The organism is Spiroplasma melliferum KC3, assembly GCF_000236085.2.
Classification (GTDB): Bacteria; Bacillota_I; Bacilli_A; order Mycoplasmatales; family Mycoplasmataceae; genus Spiroplasma; species Spiroplasma melliferum.
This window is the reverse complement of the sequence record NZ_AGBZ02000004.1, coordinates 156,720-177,930: the sequence shown is the minus strand read 5'-3', so window position 1 is coordinate 177,930 and position 21,211 is coordinate 156,720. Positions and strand designations below refer to the sequence as shown.

Sequence of the window (21,211 nt, the reverse complement as noted above, 5' to 3'; positions counted from 1 at the left end):
CAATTTTGTATAGTCATTTTATCATTTAGAAATAATTTTTGTAGAAACCACACACATTTTGTACTTTTGTGGTATTTACAGTTTTAGAAACAAATTTTATTAATATTTTAATTAAGGAGTTGAAATTATGCAAACAAAGCAATATTTTATTTTGCGGTCGTTAGTGAAAAAATATGGCAAAGATATTGTTATTAATATTGTCAATAAGATTGCAAAAGATATTGAAATTAAAAAGTAAAAGAATAAATTATTCCGCGTAATTTATTAGCGGATAATTTATTTAATAATGTTTTTAATGGAGCAAAGCGACAACGAGCGGAGCGAGTTTGCAAATTTCAATTTTTTAATTTATGAAAGGAGTTATATAGTGCCAGTATGATTAACATGAATATTTAGTATTTTGATTTTGTTAGGTATTTTTGCGTGAATTGGCTTATCAATTTATCAAAAAGTTAGACAAATTCAATGTAAGAAAAAAGAAAAAAAAGAACTTGAAAAAAAGGAGGATAGAAAATAATGAATTTATTAACTGAAACAGTTACAAAAATCGGTTTTGGTGATGGAATGAATTCTATTTGAACTGGTTTAGGTAATGCAATGGGTAAAGTAAAAGATGCTGTATATGGTATTTTACCGCAATTAATGACCTTTTTAGGCGATGCGTGAATTATTTTAATTCCATTTGGATTATTTATTATCATTAAGATATTAAACTTTTTCCGTCATATGGTTAAAGGATTTTAATAGAATATAATACTATATTCTAAGTTATTTTAAACAAAACTAAGGCACACTAGTTTATTTATTTTTTATTAATTTATTTTATATAACTATTACTTTAAAACTTAATAGTATTTTTCAGTGTGCCAATTTTTACTATTTTATATATTTAACATTGTTAATAACATTGTTTATTAAACATTAAATAAACAATATATTAGCATTATGTATAACATTGTTAATAATCAATGTTTTTATCAATAAATAAGCAATATATATACATTAAATATAACATTGTTTATTAAACAATAATTAGTTAGGAGTTGATAAAATTGATTAATTTTGTTAAGAAAAATCAAAATATAGCAAATTATTTTATTCGTAAAGAGTTGATAGTTTTTGAAACAGATAAAGCAAGTTTTATAAATTTACCTAATCATAATCGCCATATTGGTTTTTGATTGAGTAATAAATTTATTTATTCGAGTGAAAAACATTCTGATCAAGTAGCAATCGGTTTGATTTATGATAATTCTTATCGCATTGTAAAATATGATGAAAATTTAAAACAACACGATTGAAAATATTTAACTGGAACAGAATTAATTAATTTATATAATCAATATAAACAAAATTATTTTATGCGTATGCATAAAGCATTATTTCAAAATGAACCTAAAAAAGTAAAAACAAATAACAACAATAATTTAATAAATTGAAATGACGAAAAAGTAGAACAATTAATTCGTGATTTGGAGGAATTATAAAATGGAAATTAAATTAATAGAAGAAGTAGAAAGAGAAAATAGAATACAATACGAAAAAAATAAAGGTTATAAATTATGTGATAATGGTTATATTTTTCATCATCTAATTAAAAATTATTTAAAAGTAGTTGGTTGTTCTAATAATTTTATAAAATCTAAGGTTTCTTATATATCTTTTTCTTGCAAAAATAAAATTAAATTCTTATGTAAAAAATGTTATAAAAGTTTTAAAAAAGAGTCGAATTGTGTTTTATCAATTTATGATGAACAATGTTATAAAAAACCTATTCAAATTAATATAAAAGATTTTAATTATGAAATTGAATATCAATGAATATGGTAAATACTTTTTATAGAGGTTTTTATAATGAGTTTATATAATTATTGAGTTCAATTTGTTAGTTATATTATTGGTTCAAATGCCCCTGAATTTTTATATGTTTTATCGTTTGTATTATTTATAGTTTTATTTTTTGGAATGTTTTTTAAACTTATTCAAAAAATGTGGAGTTTTTAAATATGCAAAATGATTGAGAAAAATTAAAAGAGTTTTTTATTTATGTCTTTTTGTTTATAGATAAAACAAATGTTGAAGCTATTACAACTTGAAATTTAACACAAAATGAATATTTAACTTTAATGGTTGGTATTTGAATTGTTATTTTGTTTTTAACTTGGTTCTTATTGTGAATGATTTTTAAAATAGTTGGTTATTTTAAATAATGAGAAAGTTTACATTTTTTTTAATAAACTTTTGTTATATTAGTGGTTCAATGATTTTGTTTAGTTTAATTGATTTATTACTTTGAATAATTTCATTAAATTATACTGGTTTAGTATTTTGACTATTATTTGCCTTACAATGTGTTTATTTTGTTTGGTGAGTTTGAAAAAATATTTTTTATCAGTTAAATGTTTTTCGTTTAGTTTACTTTATTTGAGATAATCCATTATCAGTAATTATTGGTAAATTAGGAACTGGTAAAACATTGCTTTTAACTTTTCTATCACAAGTTATGAAACTTTTAACAAATAAAATTTATAGTAATTATCCAATTGAAGATGATGCAATAAAACTTTTAACTTTTAATAATTTAGATTTTACTGATAGAACTAAATTAGTTCCCCCTGATGATAGTTTAATTTTGTTTGATGAAAGTTTTTTATATATTGATGGAACTAGTCCCCACGAAGTTAAAAAAGTTCATGGTGGTAAAAGTGTGTGGATTGTTTTAGCGAGACATTTTAAAAATAGAGCGATTTTTACCGTACAGCGTGAGGGTATGATGTGAAATAATATTCGTCATTTAGCAAGTGGTATTATTATTCCGATTTCATTGAAAAAACCCGTTAAATCAAAATTAGGTAATATTTTTAATCGTAGTTTTGTTATGCGAATTGGTATTTTCCAAGATATTACAGATTATGAAATTTGAAAAACAAAATCAGTAGAACGAACAGCAGAAGGTAAACGAGCAAAACATAAATCGGATGTTGGTTTGGGAATTCGGTTTTTTAAGATAATTATTCCGCTTGAATTTGCTAATAAATACGATAGTCATTGATTAAGTTTTGTTCGTGATTTGAAAAACGATGAGGTTATTAATAAAAAAGAATACTTTTGAAAAGATATATCAAAATTAAACAATAAACAACGCTTAGAATTGTTTGATATTGATATTTTGAAAGAAAATTTAAAAGCAAAAAAAGGGAAAGGAAAGATAAAAAATGAGTAATTTATTAAGTGAAAGCGTTAATAACGATAATTGAAATAAGATTTTTAGTTTTATTTTTGATACTTTTTTATTTGTTTTTGATGTAATTTGAAATACTAAATTGCCAATGACAAATATAACAATTGCTTATTTTTTAATCTTTTTTATGATTATTAAATTATCTATTTATGCAATTCACGGAACATCAACTAATTATAACGATTTAGGTTCAACGGTTAAAAGTGGTGTTATTAATAGTTCTAAACTATACGGTGCTACTGTTCGGGGTGTTTCTAGTACTAAACAAGGTTTACAAAAACATATTAAAGAACGAAAACAATTTAAAGTTAGTCGCAATAAACAACAGTTATCAAGTTTAGCAAGACAAGCAAAAACAAGAGAACAAGGGTTTAAAAGAATTCATACTACTAAACGAATAAAAAAATAAGTAAGGAGTTGATTTTATATGATTAAGTTGGTTTTATTAGTAGCGGCAATCGCTATATTTGGAACTGGTTTTATTACAGTTATTATTAATCAGTTGACATCAGCAAAAAATATTATTATGGATTTATATAATTCTGATACTTGGTTGTTATCTATTTTTGGTAAAATGGCGATTTTATTTAGTCATCCGTTAATGTTAACAATATCAAGTTTATATATTATTGGTTTTATTATTTCAAAAACATTATATAGTTAGGAGTTGAATTTATGAAAAGTAATGTAGAAAATAAAAAAGAAAAGAAACAAAATGGTTTGTTTATTTCTTGGGTTGATTTAATTTTGTATCTTATTATAAGTTTTTCATTAACGCTTTTATGTATTTTAGATACAGTTTCAACGATTGGAGAATTAAAAGAGAAATATGCTGGTATAAATGGTTATATAATTTATGGTTTATGATTTGATATATTATGATATATCTTAATAATTCATTATTTTTATGGTTATTTATTTAATGAAATTATTAAATTAATAAAAGAAAATCGTAAAAATAATTTGGTAGATAATAATGCGTAAGTTTTTAGTATTATTTTCGTTTGTACCAATTTTATTGATTTCTTTTTTCTCGTTAGGAGCAATGACATTACAACAAAACCATCAATCACAACAAACAGAAGAAAAAACAAGAACAAAGCGAAGTGTAGAAACTGGTATAAATGAAACTGATTTTATTAATACGATGTTTTTACGCAGCACTTTTTTTGAAAATTGAAGTGATACCAATTATTTTATTAATCCTACTTTAAAAACATCAAAATCATTAACTTATAACGATAAATGATACTTAGATTTTTTAAAGGATAGTTATTCAACTGGTGTTTCTTATGATAAACCTAGTTATAAATTTATGGATTTATATAAAAATTGAGATACTTATGTTAAACAATATAACATTAATAAATTTTATGATGTTGATAAAAAACAATTTTTAAGAGAATTAACTAATTTTATTTATTCATTTGCAAATAAATATAATTTAACGCAAATGTTAAATAAATTAAAAACAAATATAAATGATTTACAAACAGTTAATTTAATTGAAGATAATTGAAAATTAATTACCGATTATAATTCTTTTGAAAATAATGTTGATAATAAATATTATTTTCAAAAGAATTATAATCGGTAATTAATTTTCAATTACTATTTTTTGGTGGCTCTTGTGGTTCGGGTTTGGTGTTTGGTGTAAGTTTATTATTCCCCCCGTTTTCATTATTATTATCTGATTTTGGTTTTTCACAACTAATTAATGATGTTGTACTTGTTGCTGTTAATCATATTGTTCCTAAAATGCTAAGTATCTTTTTCATATTTTTATCCTTTCTTTTTAAATTATCTTCAATGTTATAATTATACTATATATCCTTAAGGAGGGTGTAAATTAATGAAATATATTATTAATATCTCTAATTTAAGCGATTTACAAGCAAAATTGCAAGATTTTTTAAGTAAAAACTATCAAAATAAATACTATAAAAGAATAAAAACAAAAATATTTGCATATATTAATTTATGTAAGGAGTTTTTTCTTAAAACCAAGTTGTTATTAAAAGATTTAATTAAAAAATATTTTAAAAATAAATTTTCAACTTTTTATTATTGAGCAAAGAAAATTTTAGTTGCATATGCAAATAATAATTTTGAAGATTTATTATTAAAATCAACAGTTCCTAATAATATTAATTATCAATATAGTAATGATGTTCGTGAAAATATCTGTGATTTATATTTTGAATATTCTGATAAACGTGCTGGTGGTGTTTTGTCATTGTATTATAATTTAAAAAAAGGAATTCACGGAGAAGAATTAAAAAATAAAGCACCTAAAAATTTAAAAACATTTTTTCGTTGACTTAAAAAAGATAAGCGTTGATTAAAAATAAAAAATAAAATTAAAGAAATTAAAAGACAACATCCAAGATATGAAGTAAAAGAATTAGGATTATTACAAATGGATGCTAAATATTTTATGCCAAGTAAATTTCCAGTTGATAAAAAGTATTATGTTTATGATTTTATTGATGAAAGAATTAGAGGAGTATTCGGTTATATTTATGATAAATTATGCACTGAGAATGCTATTGATGCCGTTAAAAGAGCAATCAGTGATTTTAAAAAAATATTTGGTATTAAAATAACACGGATTAGAACTGATAACGGTTCTGAATTTATTAATAGTCATCGGAATAATCAAAAAAGTAGCGTTAAAGAAACTACTTTTACTCAATTTTTAACAGATAAAAATATTTTACATCAAACAACACCTGTTCGTTCTCCGCAGTCAAACGGTAAAATTGAAAGATTTCATCAAAATTATACTAAGTTATTTGTATTTGATGAAAAAATATTGGATGCAGTTGGTTTACAAAATAAATTAAATGATTACTATTATTTTTATAATTTTGAAAGAGTACATAAATCTTTAAACTTTCAGACACCATTTGAATTTTTAACTAATTTAACTAAATAATTTTAAATTTATAAAGTTTTATTTAAACTATTTTTTAGTGTGTTAATTTTATTATTTTTTCTTGTTTTCTTGCAATCTCCAAAATGTGTGTGGTATACTACATTTAGAAATAATTTTGTTAAAACAACACTATTTTTTTGTTACAAAATAAAAACTGTTTAAAAAACAGTTTTCTTAAAATAGATTAATTAAAACCCATTCCGCTTAAACCACCCATACCAGGAATATTTGGCATACGCCCTGATTTAATTTGACGAGCAATTTCATCAACTTGTTTTTTTGTTTTCTCAAATTGATTAATTAACTCATTATATTCTTTTTCAGTTCGTCCTGAGCCTTTTAAAATGCGATTTTTTCGTGATAAATGTTTTAATAACCGTGGTTCACGGCGTTCTTTCACTGTCATTGATGATAACAATACCTCAGTTATTTTTAATTTTCGTTCAGCATCAGCAATCTTTTCATCACTTAGTTTTGGCATTCCAGGTAACAATTTCATAATTCCGCCCATTTTACCCATTTTTGAAATTTGACGCATTTGGTTTAATAAATCTTGCAAATCAAACTGTCCCATCATCATTCGATTCATTGTTTTTTTGATATCACGTTCATCTAACACATCTTTTGCTTTTTCAACTAAGGTTTGAACATCTCCCATTCCTAAAATTCGATCAGCCATTCGATCAGGATAAAAGATTTGTAAATTACTCATTCCTTCTCCAGTTCCGATAAAAGTAATTGGTAATTTTGTCAAATGTGTAATTGACAAAGCAGCCCCACCACGAGCATCACCATCTAATTTTGTAACAACTACTCCTGTTAATTTTAATAACTGATTAAATTCAGTTGCAACATTAATAATGTCTTGCCCTGTCATTCCATCAACAACTAGAAGAATTTCATCTGGGGTAATATTATTTTTAATTTCTTTTAATTCTTGCATTAACTCAGCATCAATGTGTAAACGTCCAGCTGTATCAATTAAGATAACATCATTTTTATTATCTTTTGCATAAGTAATTGCTTGTTGCGCAGTTGTTATTGGGTTTTGCGTTCCGCGCTCAAAAACTTCAATATTTAAATTTTTCCCAATTGTTTTTAATTGTTCAATCGCTGCTGGTCGATAAATATCACAAGCAACTAATAACGGTTTTTTGTGATATTTCTTTTCAACTAACTTAGCAATTTTCCCCGTTGTGGTTGTTTTACCACTTCCTTGTAAACCAACCATCATTATAATTGTTGGTTTTGAAGCAAACGATAATTCTTTGGCTGTTTTTCCAAATATATTAACTAATTCTTCATGCACAATTTTTACCATCATTTGTGTTGAATTTAATCCATCAAGAATATATTCACCACGAGCTTTAGTTTCAACAGCTTTAATAAAATCTTTAACTACTTCATTATTCACATCCGCCTCTAATAATGCTAAGCGAATTTCACGCATTGTTTCAGTAATGGCATCAGTTGTTAAAGTTGATTTTTTCATATTTTTTTCAATTGATTTTTTCAATCGATTCGCTAAAAAATCTCCAATCATATTTTTTTCTCCTTTAATTTTTATAACAAAATCACTCTTATTAATTATACTAAAACTAGCATAAAAAAAGAATAAAAATTTTATTCTTTAAATAACAGTTTCAGTGACTCGTAATTCACGGATAACGGTAATAACAATATCACCAGGAATTGTTTTTGCTTGTTTAATTTTTTCCTTAATATCAAGAGCAATTTTATGAGTACGAGCATCGTCATTAATAATTGGATTAACAATAACTCGAATTTGTCGTCCTGCTTGTAAAACATAAGCTGATTGGACACCATGTACTGTTTGACAAATTTTTTCTAGCTCATTCATTCGAGCAATATAATTTTCAACAGTATTATTACGGCTACCTGGGCGAGCAGCTGATAAAGTATCAGCAGCTGATACTAAAACAGAATAAGGATTAGTTACTGGTACTTCACCATGGTGCGAAGCAATTGCATTAATAATAATTGGATGTTCATTACATTTTGTTGCAATTTGGATACCTAAGGTAACATGACTTCCTTCATTTTCAAAATCAACTGCTTTTCCAATATCATGTAATAGCCCAGCTCTCATTGCAATTGATGGATCTAACCCCAGTTCACTAGCCATAATTGCTGCTAATTTTGCTACTTCTACAGAATGTAACAAGACATTTTGACCATAACTAGTTCGATATTTTAAAATTCCTAAGTGACGAATTAATTCAATATCTAAATTATCAATTGCTAATTCAGTTGCAATTTCTTTTCCTGCTTCAAGAATTGTCATTTCAATTTCTTCTTGTTCTAATTTGATTGTTTCTTCAATCCGATTTGGTTGAATTCGACCATCAAGTAATAATTTTTCTAAAGTTTTTTTTGCAATTTCCCGACGAATTGGATTAAAAGATGAAATTTGGACAACATTAGGTGTATCATCAATAATTAAATCAACCCCTGCAGCTATTTCAAATGTACGAATATTACGACCATCTTTCCCAATAATTCGTCCTTTCATATTATCGTCTTCTAAATAAATTGAAGTTGTTGTTTTTTCTGCCACAACTTTTGCTGCATAACGTTCAATTGCAGTAGTAATAATGTTAATGGCTGTTTGTTTGGCATTAATTTTTGCAGTATTTTCAGCATTTCGTAAAAATTCACCAATTTCCTTTTGATACCGATCACTTATTTCTTTAAAAAGAACATCCTTTGCTTCTTCAAGTGAATATCCGGCAACTTTTTCAAGTTGATGAAGATTCCGTTCTACCATTTCTTGATAATAGTTAATCTTTCCTTGCAATTCTTCTTTCTTGCGAAACACTTCTTGCTCTTTGCCATTTAATACTTCTTCTCTCTCAACAATTAAACGTTCTCTATCTACTAAAAATTTTTCGGTCGCTAAAAATTCTTCACGTTTGCGAGTTAATTCATCTTTCATTTCTTGTCTAATTTGTGCTGCTTCAACGCGTCCATCTGCTTTAGCAGCGTTAATAATTTTTTTTGCTTTTTCTTCAGCTTGTTTAATTTTTAATTTTGTTTTTTTGATTAATTTAAATCTTAAATATTTTTCAAATAAATATCCAAGAAAGTAAGAACCTATTGCAACAGCAATAAGGATAATTACTCATATGTGTGTTTGCATAATTATTTCTCCTTTACTTAAAAGATTAAGTAAGAAGTATTAATTGTAAATATATAAGTGGAATACTAGCAATGAAATCATTGCCACATATTATTATACTCTCTTTTAGAAAAATTTTCGCGTAAGATTTTGATTTTATAAGAATATTTTTTAATTTTAAGCCTATATTTTAATAGTTTTTTATTATTTTATCACCTTTTGACTTAATTTTAATCAATTTTAACTTCATAATTATATATCTATTTAAAATAAAAAGTGCTTTTATTGAATATGTCTATTTTACTTAACATATTCATATTGCACTTATTTTTTAGTATGGAATAATAACTAATTCGTTAATTTTATTTTGTAATTCTGTTTGTTCTTTCTCTAAATTATTTTTTGTTTGCTCAAATTTTTCAATTTTTAGTGTTAAAGATTCTAATTGTTTGTTTGAATCATATGGACTCATCGCACTTAATGCTGAAATTGGTGCACCAGAAATTGTTAACATACTTAATAAACTTAAAATTTTTTTCATTTTAAATTCACCCATCTTTCTGTCTTAGTTTAACTAAGATAGCATTATTTTATATTAGAAAATTAGAAAATAATTTTTTTCTATATAAAATATACCAATATTTAATTAATAGGATTTGTTGCACTTGCATTTACAATTTACAAATTTAAAAAATGTTTTTTCTTTTTAAGAAAAAACATTTTTTATGCATGGGGACTAAAAGGGTCAATAACTGTTAAAGTATCTGGTTCTTCTTTTGTTCCCATTTTTCGATCAATTTCATAATAATTATTGTTTGACATTTTAATTCATTCAATAATGTCTTTTACTTCAGCTAATTCTTCATAAAAGTCAATAATAAATCAATCATAAAATTTATAAGTAACTAAATCACCAACGGTATTGGCATGTTGTGCTAATTTATTTGTTAATTCAGCAAAATATGCCCGTTTTGTTTGATAGGTTTCCATTAATTCAATAATATTTTTAATATCTTTATATTCTTCAGCAATATTTTTAATTTGATAATGACCATCACGGTCTAAAACAAAATTCATAATTCGACGTTGATGTAAAACTTCATCTTGTGCTTGAACTTGGAAATAATGACTAAAACCAGGAAACCCTAATTTATCAGCGGCTGAACTCAAATTATAGCAAAAGAATTGCATTTTAATGTGTTCATCAATATAATGTTGTAAATCTTTTTCAATATCTTTTGTTAACATAACTTCTTCCCTCTCTTTCTATTCTTATTGTACACTCTTAAAAGTTAATTATTTTCATTTTAATTTAAAATAAATCTTTTTATTAAAGTAATAAAATTGATTTTCTTTAAATTGGAATTTTGATATTTCAATTTTTTTAGCTTTTGGATTAATTTTTAATTCATCAAAAGCAATTAAATCATTAAAATCAAGATTAAAAATTGTTGTTTTTTGTTCATTAATATGAGGATAAAATTGATGCCAACTTGTTTTAATATCACTTGTCTTTTCAGAAGTATGAATAATATCATTTAATAATAATCCCAATTGTTTTTTTGTTAAGGTAAAATAACTATTATTATCAGGTTTTGATAATTCTAATGTTGTTTGTTGTAAAATTTTACTTAAATTAAATTTAAAAGTTTGATTAACAACTAATTCATCAATAAATTTATTCTTTGCTGTTGCTAATGCAACTATTTTAAAACTATAATTAATAACTTCATCTTTGCTTCCTTCGTGTTCACTTGTTTTAATATATTTTAATTCAAAATATTTTTCAAAAGGTTCAACTTGATATCCTAAGAATTCCATTACTTTTGTTTTAATGACTGTTGGTAGTTTATCAATGTAATTGTCTTCGCCAATAACAATATTATTATTTAAATATTTCTCAAATTTTCATGTTTGCAAACTATGAAAATCAACATATTCTTTTTCATACATAAATCCATTCTTACGGAATTTTTTAGGTGCTCCTCATTGGGCATAAATTGCTAATCCTAAACCAATCAGAGCAATTAAAATTAAGACCGTATAATCTAGGGTGCGATGATTTTTAATAAATAAACTTGTGTCATCATCACGTTGTGTTTCTAAAATAAAACGAATTAAATTTCATAAAAAGAAATAAAAACCAGTTTGAACCCCACTGCGTGTAATTGCATAACGCCCTGGATTATTTAATTTTGTTAATGCAGCACTATCATTATGTCATCATTTTTTAATTTTATTTGTAAAACCAGATTCTTCCTTTAAACTATCCGCTTGTTCATTTCTTTTAACCATTTCATCTAATTGTTTTTGGTTTGGTATATAGTTAAAATATGCTTTATCTCAAACTTCTTTTCAAGTCAGTTTATCGGGTTTAATATATTTTCGATTAAAAAAATGAATAAAATTATACTTTAAATCAAAAGGATATTCTTTTGCATCTTTTTTTCATGGCTTTTTACTAAATAATTGTCCAGCAACAGGAATAAAAAAAGTAATAAATAATCATGCTAAGAAATTAAAGAATGATTCATATAAAAAGATCGGTTGGCGAAACACAATTTCACCAAGTTTATTTGTTTCTGGTGATAAACCATCCCACTGTCATAAATTATCACGAATAAAAGCTGGTAATCAGCGTAATGAATCATAGGAAGTAACACTTCCTAATAATTCATGATTAAAAAAATTACCTCAACGACCTAATACTTGTCCTAATAAAATATTTGGAATAATGCAATCAGTATAAACTCAAAGTGAAACTTTTGCTTTTCGACCAACAATGCCAAAAACAATTAAACCAGTAATTGTTCCAAATAAAACACCGCCATGAATACTCATTCCAGCTTTTCAAAACGCAAATAAAGATCAAAATGGAACATCACCTGGTTCTAATACTCAAGGATGATTAACATCATTATTAAATTTTCCAAAAAAACTAGCTCCAAATAATGAAAATGGAATAATAGCAAAAATTGATCAAATTAATGGTTCAATTGGAACTTTTTTTAATTTTAGTCGAATAAAACATGCTAAAACTGAGCAAATCATTCCTAATGTAATAAAAACAGCATACATATGAATTCACCCACCATATGTTGCTAAAATATTATGTGGCGTATTAGTTGGTGTAATTCATCCTGGATTTGGTGGTCCACTCGTTAATAGTAACCTGTTCATTTATTTTTTTTCACTCCTTAAGTGTTTTTAATTTCTAAATTATAAAACAATGCATAATTATTATATACCAAGTTCAAACAAAAAAGTCCATTTATTTTTAGGACTTAATTGTAATCTTAATTTTTTTAAACTATAATTTATTTAAAACAATATTACTTTTAGAAAGCGATGTGAAATAACAAATGACTAGCACTGCGTTATCAGAATCAGCAATTAATAAAATTAAGGCACTTCATCAAGACCACATACAAAATCATTATCGAAAAATTACTAGTTTTTGGCGTAAATCAATTATTATTGATGTTATTTTCAGTTCATTAATCTTATTTTTTACTACTGCTTTAATTATTGGCATTATTCTTACCTTTATTGCTAATAATTATGACCCTGCACTCACATTTTATTTAATATATTTACCTTTACCACTGTTAGTAATAACAATTATTCTTTATATGTTGATTAAAGCTGGTGCTATTAGTATTAGTCTTTTCCTTGATCGATTAGATTATAATGAATATTACCGAATTGCAATTGCTGATCTTTGAAAAGATGAAGTTATTTTAGATGAAATAAGTAATAATTTTAAAATTATCCCAGAACCAAATTTCACTAGTTTTAGTAAAAATCCGAAAAAAAATAATTTATTGCAACAAAGTTTAATTCGAGTTAGTAGTTTAGAAGAAAAAATTGATAACAAAGTTATTAACGGCACAATAAAAAATAACGCCTTTTCGTTAGGCGTTATTACGGTTCGTAAAACAATGGTTTTTTTAAAAACATTAATTTTTTGTCTTTTTATTGGTTTAATTGTTTTAGCTTCTCTTTCTAATAATAAATCAAAAGACCAAAAAACATCAAATAGTATTGCAAATGGAATTAATATAACATATTTATTATTATGAATTGAAATGAAACGCTCTGAAAACTACTTTTTCTTTACAGCTACTTTACCAAAAAATCTTGAAATTGAAGCCAATATTGTGCCACATCAAGGCAAATTTAAAAAATTTATTTTAAATAATAAAGAAATTGAATTAGAAGGAGCAGAATTTCCTAATCTTTTTGATACTAATACAACAGACCCTGTAAAATTACGTAAAATTTTAACCCCAAAAGCAATGGCTAATCTAATTGATAATAGTAACAAATATCAAGAAGTTTTATCGATGTCATTTGTTAACAATAAATTTACTCTTTTATTAGATAAATATTTCTATAGTAAAAAAGCCCACCATCAAAATCAAATTTGAAAACCAATCATTGCAAGAAATAGAAACATTCAAAATTGTATTGATGATTTAATTGCTAAAATTGAACTAGATTTATTTCATTTAAAAAAAGGGTTTGATTATTTAAATGGTTTTGCCATTAAATAATCAAACACAATAACTTGATAAGGATTAATTTTTTTTTCAAAAGTTGAATAATTGTTATACATTGTTTTTTCAGGCAATAAATTATCTGGAATCATAATTGTTTGATCAGATAAATTAATTAATACTAAAAATTTGTTTTGTTCATAATAACGATAAAAACTTAATATTGTTGGAGCAATTTCAACAAATTCAATTTCGCCATAACTAAAGGCAAGATTATTTTTACGAAGTTGAATTAACATTTGATAAGCTTTAAAAATTGATTGCGAACTATGATAATCTTTTTCTCAATTAATTTTTAAATAATTTGTATTAACATCAATTCAAGGTTTATGCGTACTAAAACCAGCAAATTGCTGATTATTTCATTGCATTGGAGTACGAGCATTATCACGTGAGCGTGCACTTAACACTTCTAAAATAGTATTTGGTTGTTCTCCTTCTTTTTGAAGAATGTGATAATAATTAATTGATTCAACATCTTTTAACTGTTCAATCTTTGTATAATTATTATTTTCCATACCAAATTCTTCCCCTTGATAAAGATATGGTGTTCCTCGTAGTAACAAGACAACAGCCGCTAAAGCTGTAGCTGATTCAAAACGATAATTTTCTGGATCACCAAAGCGGGATAATGCCCGTGGTTGATCATGGTTATTTAAAAAATTAGCTAACCAGCCACCTGCTGCTTGTACTGGGATTTGTCATTCCTTAATTTTTGCTACTAGTTTCGCTGGATCATAGGGAGCTAATTTTCATTTTTCATTATTTAAATAATCAATTTTTAAATGATGAAAAGTGAAAGCCATATTTAATTCTTGTGACACTGGTTTTGTATATAAAATCGCTTGTTTTATTGATGTTGATGATAACTCACCAACAGTAATAATGTCATTTGTTTTTAAATAAGTATTCTGTGCCATTTCTTGTAAATATGTATGAACTTGTGGTGTATCAGTATAATACTTCCGACCATCACCAGTTAAGTCATTTTCAAAAATATTTGGTTTACCAATTAAATTAATAACATCAAATCGTAATCCTCGTACCCCTTTTTGTAATCAATAATTAACAATTTGATAAATATCTTGGCGTAAACTTTCATTCTTTCAATTTAAATCAACTTGTGTTTTATCAAATAAATGTAAATAAAACATTTTTAATTCATCGTGATATTCTCATACCGAACCACCAAACTTACTTTGCCAATTATTTGGGCACTTTGCTTTGTCACCAGGAAGAAAGAAAAATCGTTGTAAGTAATCTGGATTCCCTGTTTGTGCTTTTTGAAATCATTCATGTTCTGTTGAACAATGATTAAAAATCATATCCATCATAATATAAATGTTTCGTTTTCCTGCTTCTGTAACTAACATTTCAAAATCATTCATTGTCCCAAAAAGTGGATTAATATTTTTGTAATCTGAAACATCATAACCATTATCTTTTTGTGGTGATACATAAATTGGATTTAATCATAGATAATTAACTCCTAACATTGCTAAATAATCTAATTTTTGAATAATTCCTTGTAAATCACCAACACCATCATGATTACTGTCATAAAACGATTGCGGATGAATTTCATATACAATCGCTTCTTGAAAATTTATTTTATTCATTGATAATCTCCTCTACAGTTTCAAAGATTTATTTACTAATATTTTCAACCACTTTTGGTTGTTTTTTAAAACTAATTAAACTTGTTCCCTTAACTTGCAATATTTCATCTCGTAACTTTGTAAAACGTGGAAGTTTTTCTAAAAATCATGTTAAGGCCATTGTTACACTCATTGTTAATAGTGCACTAAGAATAAACCAAGTATATCCGGTACCAATAAATGTTTGAACACCTTGGACTTGACTAAATGATTGAATTGATAAAATTCCTAATCATGCTCCATTTCCAATTCCATTTGAAGTTACTCCTGCAACTGTTAATAACATTGCACCACTTGCTGATCCAACAATTGCTGCTAAGAATGGATAAAGAAAACGTAAATTAATTCCATATAATGCTGGCTCAGTCACTCCTAATCAAGCGGACGTTGTGGCAGAAATTCCAATTTCTTTCATCTTGGGGTCTTTTCGATTATTAATAGTAAACATCAAGGAAGCACTTCCTTGCGCAATATTTGACATACATAAAATTGGAAAAATAAAGGTTCCCCCAATTTGAACTGTATCTTGAATCATTACTGCATTAAGCATCGTATGAACACCAGTAATTACAATTGGTGCATATAATAATCCTAAAATTGGACCAAAGAAGTATTTTGCAATTGGATTAACTAATGCTCAGCTTAATCCAACTGAAATTGCACTTCCAATAATATAACCAATTGGACCAATTAAGCATAATCCAACTGTAAACGATAATAAAATTGTTAATAATGGTACAAAAATTTGTTTTAAAACAGCGGGGACAATTCGATTTAATCCTTTTTCTAAATAAACTCCAAAAAAGGCTACTCCAATTGCTGGAATTACTTGTCCTGTATATTGAATTTTTCATGGAAAACTTCATGCTCCAAAGTCAAATGTTGGTGCTACATCAAAAATTCATAATGAATTTTTAGCTCCTTTGGCAATTTCAAAAATATCGACTAATGGTGGTAATAATAAGGTTAAACCAATAATAATACCAAGAACTGGAGAACCTCCCATTTTGGCAAAAATTGATCAACAAATTGTAACTGGGATATATCAAAAGACAGCTTGGGCTGGAATTCACAAAAAATCATCTAACCCTTTAGCAAATCCTGAAATACTTACCAATGAAGTTCCTTCGCCATTTCAATTTGCTTCTAAAATGTTACGAAATCCTAAAATTAATCCCCCCGCTATTAAGGCTGGGACTAGTGGAATAAAGATTTCTGAAAAATGTTGTAATAAGCGTTGATATCATTTTCCTTTTTTTACTGTTGATTCATTTGTTATATTTTCTCCTAATTTTTCTGTTTTAGAAGTTAAGTATTTTTTAAATTCAGCAAAATAATTATTGACATCAGGTCCAATTACAATATGATATTGTCCAATTGGTTGAACCGTTCCTTTAACATTATCTAATTCTTCGATTTCCTTTGAATTTGCTTTTGTATTGTCTTTTAAAACTAATCTAATCCGGGAAACACAATGAGTATATGAAATAATATTGTCAATTCCTCCCAATAACGGAATTAACGCTACTATTTCAGTAGTATATGTTTTTTTTGTCATAATTTTTATCTCCTGTATGGAATCATTTCCATATCTTGATTATAATACACATTTTTTAAAATATAAACTTATTTTAAAAAAGTTTTAATCTCATAACTTAAACATTCAATTGTTTTATCTTTTGTTATATTATTTCCATCTAAAATTTGCTTTAACTTAATAATTATTTTTGTTGCTAATTCACTATAGTTAATGGCAATATAATAATGTTTTGGTAAAATTGATAGAAAAAAGTCATTACTATTACAAATATCTGTGACCAAACTATTAGTAATATTATTTTTCATTAAAAAGGAAATCACAACTTTATAGCAAGTATGTGTTCCTGCAATAATAATTTTATTATTTAAATTAATTGTTTTGACTAATTCTCAAATTATTCGTTCTTGATTCTCAGAAAAAAAGTACGTTTGAAATCGATAATTGCGACGATTAAATCAATCAGCAACAGTATCATATCGAGCAAATCCAGTTGGTAAATTTGTCACCGGATTCTCTCCAATATAAAGAATTTCTTTTTTCTTATCAAATTCATGATTCTTTGCCATTTCTTGGAGTAAAGCATACATCATTTCATTATCATTATTAATAAACACGGTATCCCCTCATTGACGACCATATACAATAATTGGAATATTAATCGTCTGTAAAAAGGCTCTAATATTTTCATCATTACTAATCGTAAATAAAATTAAAGCAGCTGGGTTACGGCGTACAATTTCTTGTAAATGTAATAAATAACGATCCTCATCATAAGTTGTTTCAACAACAAAAGGAACAATTTTAGTAAAATCATCATTAATTTGTTTTAAAATTGATTTAACAATAAACGTATTACTACTTGTTAAATCAGGAATTAAAATATATACTTCTAACATTTTCTTTTTAATTGAATGCGCAGCAAAATCAGGTTGAAAATTATATTTTTCCACAACTTTTTGAATTAAAAGACGCTTTTCCTGGCTAACATAACCACCATTGAAATAACGTGATACCGTCCCAATACCAACGCCACATTCAGCAGCAATTGTTTTAATTGAAATTTTTTTATTTTTCATTAAAACCTTTTTTTAAAAATCAATTTTGCTTAATAATGGGACTAAATAATAAAAATAGTACACAATAAAGCATTATTATCGCAATAATAAAAATAAAAAAATAAGGAAAATCTCATCGTTTAATATATAAAAATTGAAATAAAAGTCCAGCTACAATTCCAGTCATAAGAAAAATGACATGATAAAATCATGGAATTTTTTTAAAAATTTTTTGTCAAAGGCCTTTTTCTTTTGTCAATGAAAAATTATTCATTTTATTCACTCCTTATGTGTCATAATTATATGCTAATTTAATAGAAATTGTTTTAATAAGTTTTTAATTCAAAATATTTTAACTATTCATTAAAATTTAATAATTTTGCAAATAATGTCCAACATTCATCACGAGCGATTTTATTTCGACTTGATGTTTTAATAAAATAATCACTATCAGCGAAATTTAATTTAGCCTTAATCATCTTTTCATGCTTTTGAATATCATTCTTTTTTACCTTATCAAGTTTTGTTCCAATTAAAACTGTAAAAATGCTAAAATGCTTTAAATATTGATACATTTCATAATCATCTTGTGTTGGTGGATGCCGTAAGTCTACTAATAAACAAACAAATTTTAAATTTTCTCGTTGAGTTAAATATTCTTCCATCATTTTTGCAAAATCCATCTTATATTGATTACCAACTTTTGCAAACCCATATCCTGGTGCATCAACAATTCGAAATTGGTTATTATTAATTGCAAAGAAATTTAGCATCCGCGTTTTCCCGGGAATTTGCGAAACTTTTGCTAATTGACGTTGATTTGTTAACATATTTAAAAAACTTGATTTACCAACATTACTTTTCCCTAAAAAAGCAATTTCAAATAAATCATCATTAATTCAACCTGCTTTATTAACCGCTGATGTAATATAATTCGCATTTTTAAACTTAAACATTATTTTTCCTCCATCTGACGATTAATTTCATACATTAAAATTGTTCCTGCTTGAGCAACATTTAATGACTCAAGTTGTGAATTAATTTTAATTTGGACATTATAATCACTAATTTCTTGCAATGTTGTTGAAAGTCCATGTCCCTCATTACCTAATGCTAAGATATATCGTTCATTTTGTTTAAACTGGCAATCTTGTAAAAAGACACTTTGTCGTTTTAAACCAGTTGTAATAATTTTATATCGGTTTAATTGAAAATTTTTAATTTCAATTAAATTAGCTTCTTTAATTGCGACTTTAAAAATAGCACCTTGACTAGCACGTAATACTTTATCATTAAAAAGGTCAACAGTATGATTATACAAAATAATATTTGTAAAACCAAAACCAAGGCCAGTTCTTATTAATGTTCCTACATTACCTGGGTCTTGGATGTTTTCTAATAAAAGAATATTTTGATTGAATTGAAAATTATTTTGTTCCTTAACCTTAGTTAAATCAATCACACCGATAATATTTTGACTATTTTTACTTTGACTTAATTTAGTTAAAATTGATTCGGAAACTATTGTTAATAAAATATTATTAAAATTTTTTAATTTTCGTTGATTTATTTTTGTTGTTAAAATTTCAACAACAAGGTTCTGCTGTAATGCTTCATCAATAATGTTCCATCCTTCAATTAAGGCTAAATTAAATTCTTTTCGATATTTTTTTTCTTTTAATTTTGCCAATAATTTAATATGTTCATTTTGCGCTGAATTAATTTCTCGATAATTCATAATATCGGATTCTTTCTTTCTTAATTAACATACATAAAACCAACAAGGTATTTTTTGGTTTTTGGGTCATCTCATTTTTCCTTTGTCTCTGCTGTTTCACGCATTACAACAGCCATTGCTCGTGGGCGTTTTGGTGGATCTTGCATTTTCCCTAATAAAACTGCTAATCCCGATCTATTATTTTTATTATTAATTTCTTTATTATAATCTTCGGCATCCTTAATCCCAATTTGTTTTGCCATAATTTTAACCTTGTTTTTTTCATATCAACGCTGAAACTTTTGATATTTTTCAAACGACCATTCTTTTTCTTCTCAATCTAAGAAAATGCGGTCTTTTTCTTCATCTCAACTAGCTAAATAATCACGAAAATTTGTTTGTGCTGTTGGTCCTTGTTCCATCATTTTAAAAGTCTGATTAATTGTTTCTTCTAAGGTATCATACCCATAACCAATAAAAGCGTTGCCAATTCAATGATGTTTATAAATTGGTTTTAATGGATTAAGAGGTTCAGTAAAAGTTAAAGCATATGCTCAATATTTGTCGTCTGCTTTACTACGAAAAAGTTCATAACCAAATTTTTGATGCTTAATAACAATGGCATCTTTTTTAATTTTACAAACTAAATGCTTAAAAGCTGTTACAATAGCATTAATTTCGGCATCAGTTAATGGTGCTTTTAATTTTGGTTGCTTCAATTTTAAAATATGTTCTGTATAATATGATGGCATACCCTAAACCTCCTTTTTTAGTTAAAATCAACTACTAGTTATAATTTTATCTTGGATATTTTGTTAAGTAAAGTAATAATATGAAATTAACAAAACAATCTATCATAATCATAATTTAATAATAATTTAAAAAAGGAAATTAATTTCCTTTTTTAAATATAAAATTTATTTTACTTGAGCATTTAAATAATCTTTTAAACATTTTAATGAACAAACATTAACATTATCAATGCGCATTATTTTTGCTTTAAGTTTATCACATTGATAGCAGACAAATGCTTTTGATTCATTTAAGTGATGACTACAAGGTTTTTCTTTATGAACTCAACATTCAGTAATTGCTTCCCCTAATAATTCAAAATTATGGCCATGATCATTAACAATGCGTGAAAAATTAACTCCTTTTGTAATATCATGTCCACAAGTTGTTTTAATTAAAACTGATAATATTTCATATGATGAATTAGCAAAAAGTAAATTTGATGATTGATTTTCATAATTACATGTATGACAATCAACATATGGAATATTTGTTAGTGTTTGAATTTTTACCACTGATTCAGCAATTTTATCTAGTCATTTATTATTAGTCAAAACTTTTGTTTTCATAAC

General features: G+C 25.8%; 26 protein-coding genes. 12 read left to right on the top strand and 14 right to left on the bottom strand.

Features of this window, described 5'->3' with window-relative positions; all coding sequences use genetic code 4:
* The first annotated feature begins 367 nt into the window (after positions 1–367).
* The 10 genes from SPM_RS06455 (at position 368) to SPM_RS05160 (ending at position 4,838) form a co-directional block, all read left to right on the top strand.
* A complete protein-coding gene (locus SPM_RS06455) occupies positions 368–517 on the top strand; it encodes a hypothetical protein (RefSeq protein WP_004028564.1) in 150 nt (49 codons plus the stop codon).
* Positions 517–744 (top strand): hypothetical protein, encoded by a 228-nt coding sequence (locus SPM_RS05200; RefSeq protein ID WP_004028563.1) that lies wholly within the window; start codon positions 517–519, stop codon positions 742–744. The genes SPM_RS06455 and SPM_RS05200 overlap by 1 nt, the downstream gene beginning before the upstream one ends.
* 308 nt (positions 745–1,052) lie before the next feature.
* Positions 1,053–1,487: a DUF3627 domain-containing protein gene (locus SPM_RS05195; protein ID WP_004028561.1), complete on the top strand. Its 435-nt coding sequence runs from the start codon at positions 1,053–1,055 to the stop codon at positions 1,485–1,487.
* Between the two features lies 1 nt (position 1,488).
* Positions 1,489–1,830, top strand: a complete 342-nt coding sequence (locus tag SPM_RS05190; RefSeq protein WP_004028560.1) for a hypothetical protein — start codon at positions 1,489–1,491, stop codon at positions 1,828–1,830.
* A 176-nt stretch (positions 1,831–2,006) separates the two neighbouring features.
* Positions 2,007–2,210, top strand: a complete 204-nt coding sequence (locus SPM_RS05185; RefSeq protein WP_004028557.1) for a DUF2649 family protein — start codon at positions 2,007–2,009, stop codon at positions 2,208–2,210.
* Complete coding sequence (locus SPM_RS05180) at positions 2,210–3,223, top strand: hypothetical protein (RefSeq protein WP_004028556.1); 1,014 nt, start codon at positions 2,210–2,212, stop codon at positions 3,221–3,223. Before SPM_RS05185 ends, SPM_RS05180 begins: the two co-directional genes overlap by 1 nt.
* Positions 3,216–3,650, top strand: coding sequence for a hypothetical protein (locus SPM_RS05175; protein WP_004028555.1), 435 nt, complete (start codon positions 3,216–3,218; stop codon positions 3,648–3,650). The genes SPM_RS05180 and SPM_RS05175 overlap by 8 nt, the downstream gene beginning before the upstream one ends.
* Positions 3,651–3,668: 18 nt before the next feature.
* On the top strand, positions 3,669–3,905 hold the full coding sequence (locus SPM_RS05170; protein WP_004028554.1) for a hypothetical protein: 237 nt from the start codon (positions 3,669–3,671) through the stop codon (positions 3,903–3,905).
* Positions 3,906–3,916: 11 nt separating this feature from the next.
* The gene (locus SPM_RS05165; protein ID WP_004028553.1) at positions 3,917–4,225 is read left to right on the top strand and encodes a hypothetical protein; all 309 of its coding nucleotides are present in this window, start codon (positions 3,917–3,919) and stop codon (positions 4,223–4,225) included.
* Entirely contained in the window at positions 4,218–4,838 is a 621-nt protein-coding gene (locus SPM_RS05160) for a spiroplasma phage ORF1-like family protein (protein ID WP_004028552.1), read from the top strand. Before SPM_RS05165 ends, SPM_RS05160 begins: the two co-directional genes overlap by 8 nt.
* Here the strand turns inward: SPM_RS05160 and SPM_RS05155 are convergent.
* Entirely contained in the window at positions 4,768–5,019 is a 252-nt protein-coding gene (locus SPM_RS05155; protein ID WP_004028551.1) for a lipoprotein, read from the bottom strand. The two genes, SPM_RS05160 and SPM_RS05155, sit on opposite strands and share 71 nt — an antisense overlap.
* Positions 5,020–5,093: 74 nt before the next feature.
* Between SPM_RS05155 and SPM_RS05150 the strand changes: the two genes are divergently transcribed.
* Positions 5,094–6,179 carry an IS481 family transposase gene (locus tag SPM_RS05150; RefSeq protein WP_004028550.1) on the top strand — a complete coding sequence of 362 codons (1,086 nt, stop codon included), beginning with the start codon at positions 5,094–5,096 and terminating at the stop codon, positions 6,177–6,179.
* Between the two features lie 184 nt (positions 6,180–6,363).
* Here SPM_RS05150 and ffh read toward each other — a convergent pair whose 3' ends face one another.
* The 5 genes from ffh to SPM_RS05125 all read right to left on the bottom strand — a co-directional run bounded on the left by ffh (position 6,364) and on the right by SPM_RS05125 (position 12,498).
* Entirely contained in the window at positions 6,364–7,722 is a 1,359-nt protein-coding gene (ffh, locus tag SPM_RS05145; protein WP_004028549.1) for a signal recognition particle protein, read from the bottom strand.
* An 87-nt stretch (positions 7,723–7,809) separates the two neighbouring features.
* Positions 7,810–9,339 carry a ribonuclease Y gene (gene rny, locus SPM_RS05140; protein WP_004028548.1) on the bottom strand — a complete coding sequence of 510 codons (1,530 nt, stop codon included), beginning with the start codon at positions 9,337–9,339 and terminating at the stop codon, positions 7,810–7,812.
* A 310-nt stretch (positions 9,340–9,649) separates the two neighbouring features.
* Positions 9,650–9,859 (bottom strand): hypothetical protein, encoded by a 210-nt coding sequence (locus tag SPM_RS05135; RefSeq protein ID WP_004028547.1) that lies wholly within the window; start codon positions 9,857–9,859, stop codon positions 9,650–9,652.
* 182 nt (positions 9,860–10,041) lie between these two features.
* A complete protein-coding gene (locus SPM_RS05130; RefSeq protein WP_004028546.1) occupies positions 10,042–10,566 on the bottom strand; it encodes a ferritin in 525 nt (174 codons plus the stop codon).
* A gap of 48 nt (positions 10,567–10,614) precedes the next feature.
* Positions 10,615–12,498 carry a prolipoprotein diacylglyceryl transferase gene (locus SPM_RS05125; protein WP_004028545.1) on the bottom strand — a complete coding sequence of 628 codons (1,884 nt, stop codon included), beginning with the start codon at positions 12,496–12,498 and terminating at the stop codon, positions 10,615–10,617.
* Between the two features lie 182 nt (positions 12,499–12,680).
* On the opposite strand from SPM_RS05125, the gene SPM_RS05120 reads away from it, so the two are divergent.
* Positions 12,681–13,874, top strand: a complete 1,194-nt coding sequence (locus SPM_RS05120) for a DUF3137 domain-containing protein (RefSeq protein ID WP_004028544.1) — start codon at positions 12,681–12,683, stop codon at positions 13,872–13,874.
* On the opposite strand, the gene treC is transcribed toward SPM_RS05120, so the two are convergent.
* The 8 genes from treC to SPM_RS05080 form a co-directional block, all read right to left on the bottom strand.
* Positions 13,847–15,496 (bottom strand): alpha,alpha-phosphotrehalase, encoded by a 1,650-nt coding sequence (gene treC, locus SPM_RS05115; RefSeq protein WP_004028543.1) that lies wholly within the window; start codon positions 15,494–15,496, stop codon positions 13,847–13,849. The two genes, SPM_RS05120 and treC, sit on opposite strands and share 28 nt — an antisense overlap.
* A gap of 28 nt (positions 15,497–15,524) precedes the next feature.
* On the bottom strand, positions 15,525–17,093 hold the full coding sequence (locus tag SPM_RS05110) for a PTS transporter subunit EIIC (protein ID WP_004028541.1): 1,569 nt from the start codon (positions 17,091–17,093) through the stop codon (positions 15,525–15,527).
* A 68-nt stretch (positions 17,094–17,161) separates the two neighbouring features.
* Complete coding sequence (locus SPM_RS05105) at positions 17,162–18,151, bottom strand: LacI family DNA-binding transcriptional regulator (protein ID WP_004028540.1); 990 nt, start codon at positions 18,149–18,151, stop codon at positions 17,162–17,164.
* The gene (locus SPM_RS05100; protein ID WP_004028536.1) at positions 18,141–18,404 is read right to left on the bottom strand and encodes a TIGR04570 family membrane protein; all 264 of its coding nucleotides are present in this window, start codon (positions 18,402–18,404) and stop codon (positions 18,141–18,143) included. The genes SPM_RS05105 and SPM_RS05100 overlap by 11 nt, the downstream gene beginning before the upstream one ends.
* Before the next feature lie 82 nt (positions 18,405–18,486).
* Positions 18,487–19,086 carry a ribosome biogenesis GTP-binding protein YihA/YsxC gene (yihA, locus tag SPM_RS05095; RefSeq protein WP_004028535.1) on the bottom strand — a complete coding sequence of 200 codons (600 nt, stop codon included), beginning with the start codon at positions 19,084–19,086 and terminating at the stop codon, positions 18,487–18,489.
* Positions 19,086–19,868 (bottom strand): TrmH family RNA methyltransferase, encoded by a 783-nt coding sequence (locus SPM_RS05090; RefSeq protein WP_004028534.1) that lies wholly within the window; start codon positions 19,866–19,868, stop codon positions 19,086–19,088. The genes yihA and SPM_RS05090 overlap by 1 nt, the downstream gene beginning before the upstream one ends.
* Before the next feature lie 20 nt (positions 19,869–19,888).
* Positions 19,889–20,599, bottom strand: coding sequence for a hypothetical protein (locus tag SPM_RS05085; protein WP_004028533.1), 711 nt, complete (start codon positions 20,597–20,599; stop codon positions 19,889–19,891).
* A 165-nt stretch (positions 20,600–20,764) separates the two neighbouring features.
* Positions 20,765–21,208: a hypothetical protein gene (locus SPM_RS05080; protein ID WP_004028532.1), complete on the bottom strand. Its 444-nt coding sequence runs from the start codon at positions 21,206–21,208 to the stop codon at positions 20,765–20,767.
* Between the last annotated feature and the right edge of the window lie 3 nt (positions 21,209–21,211).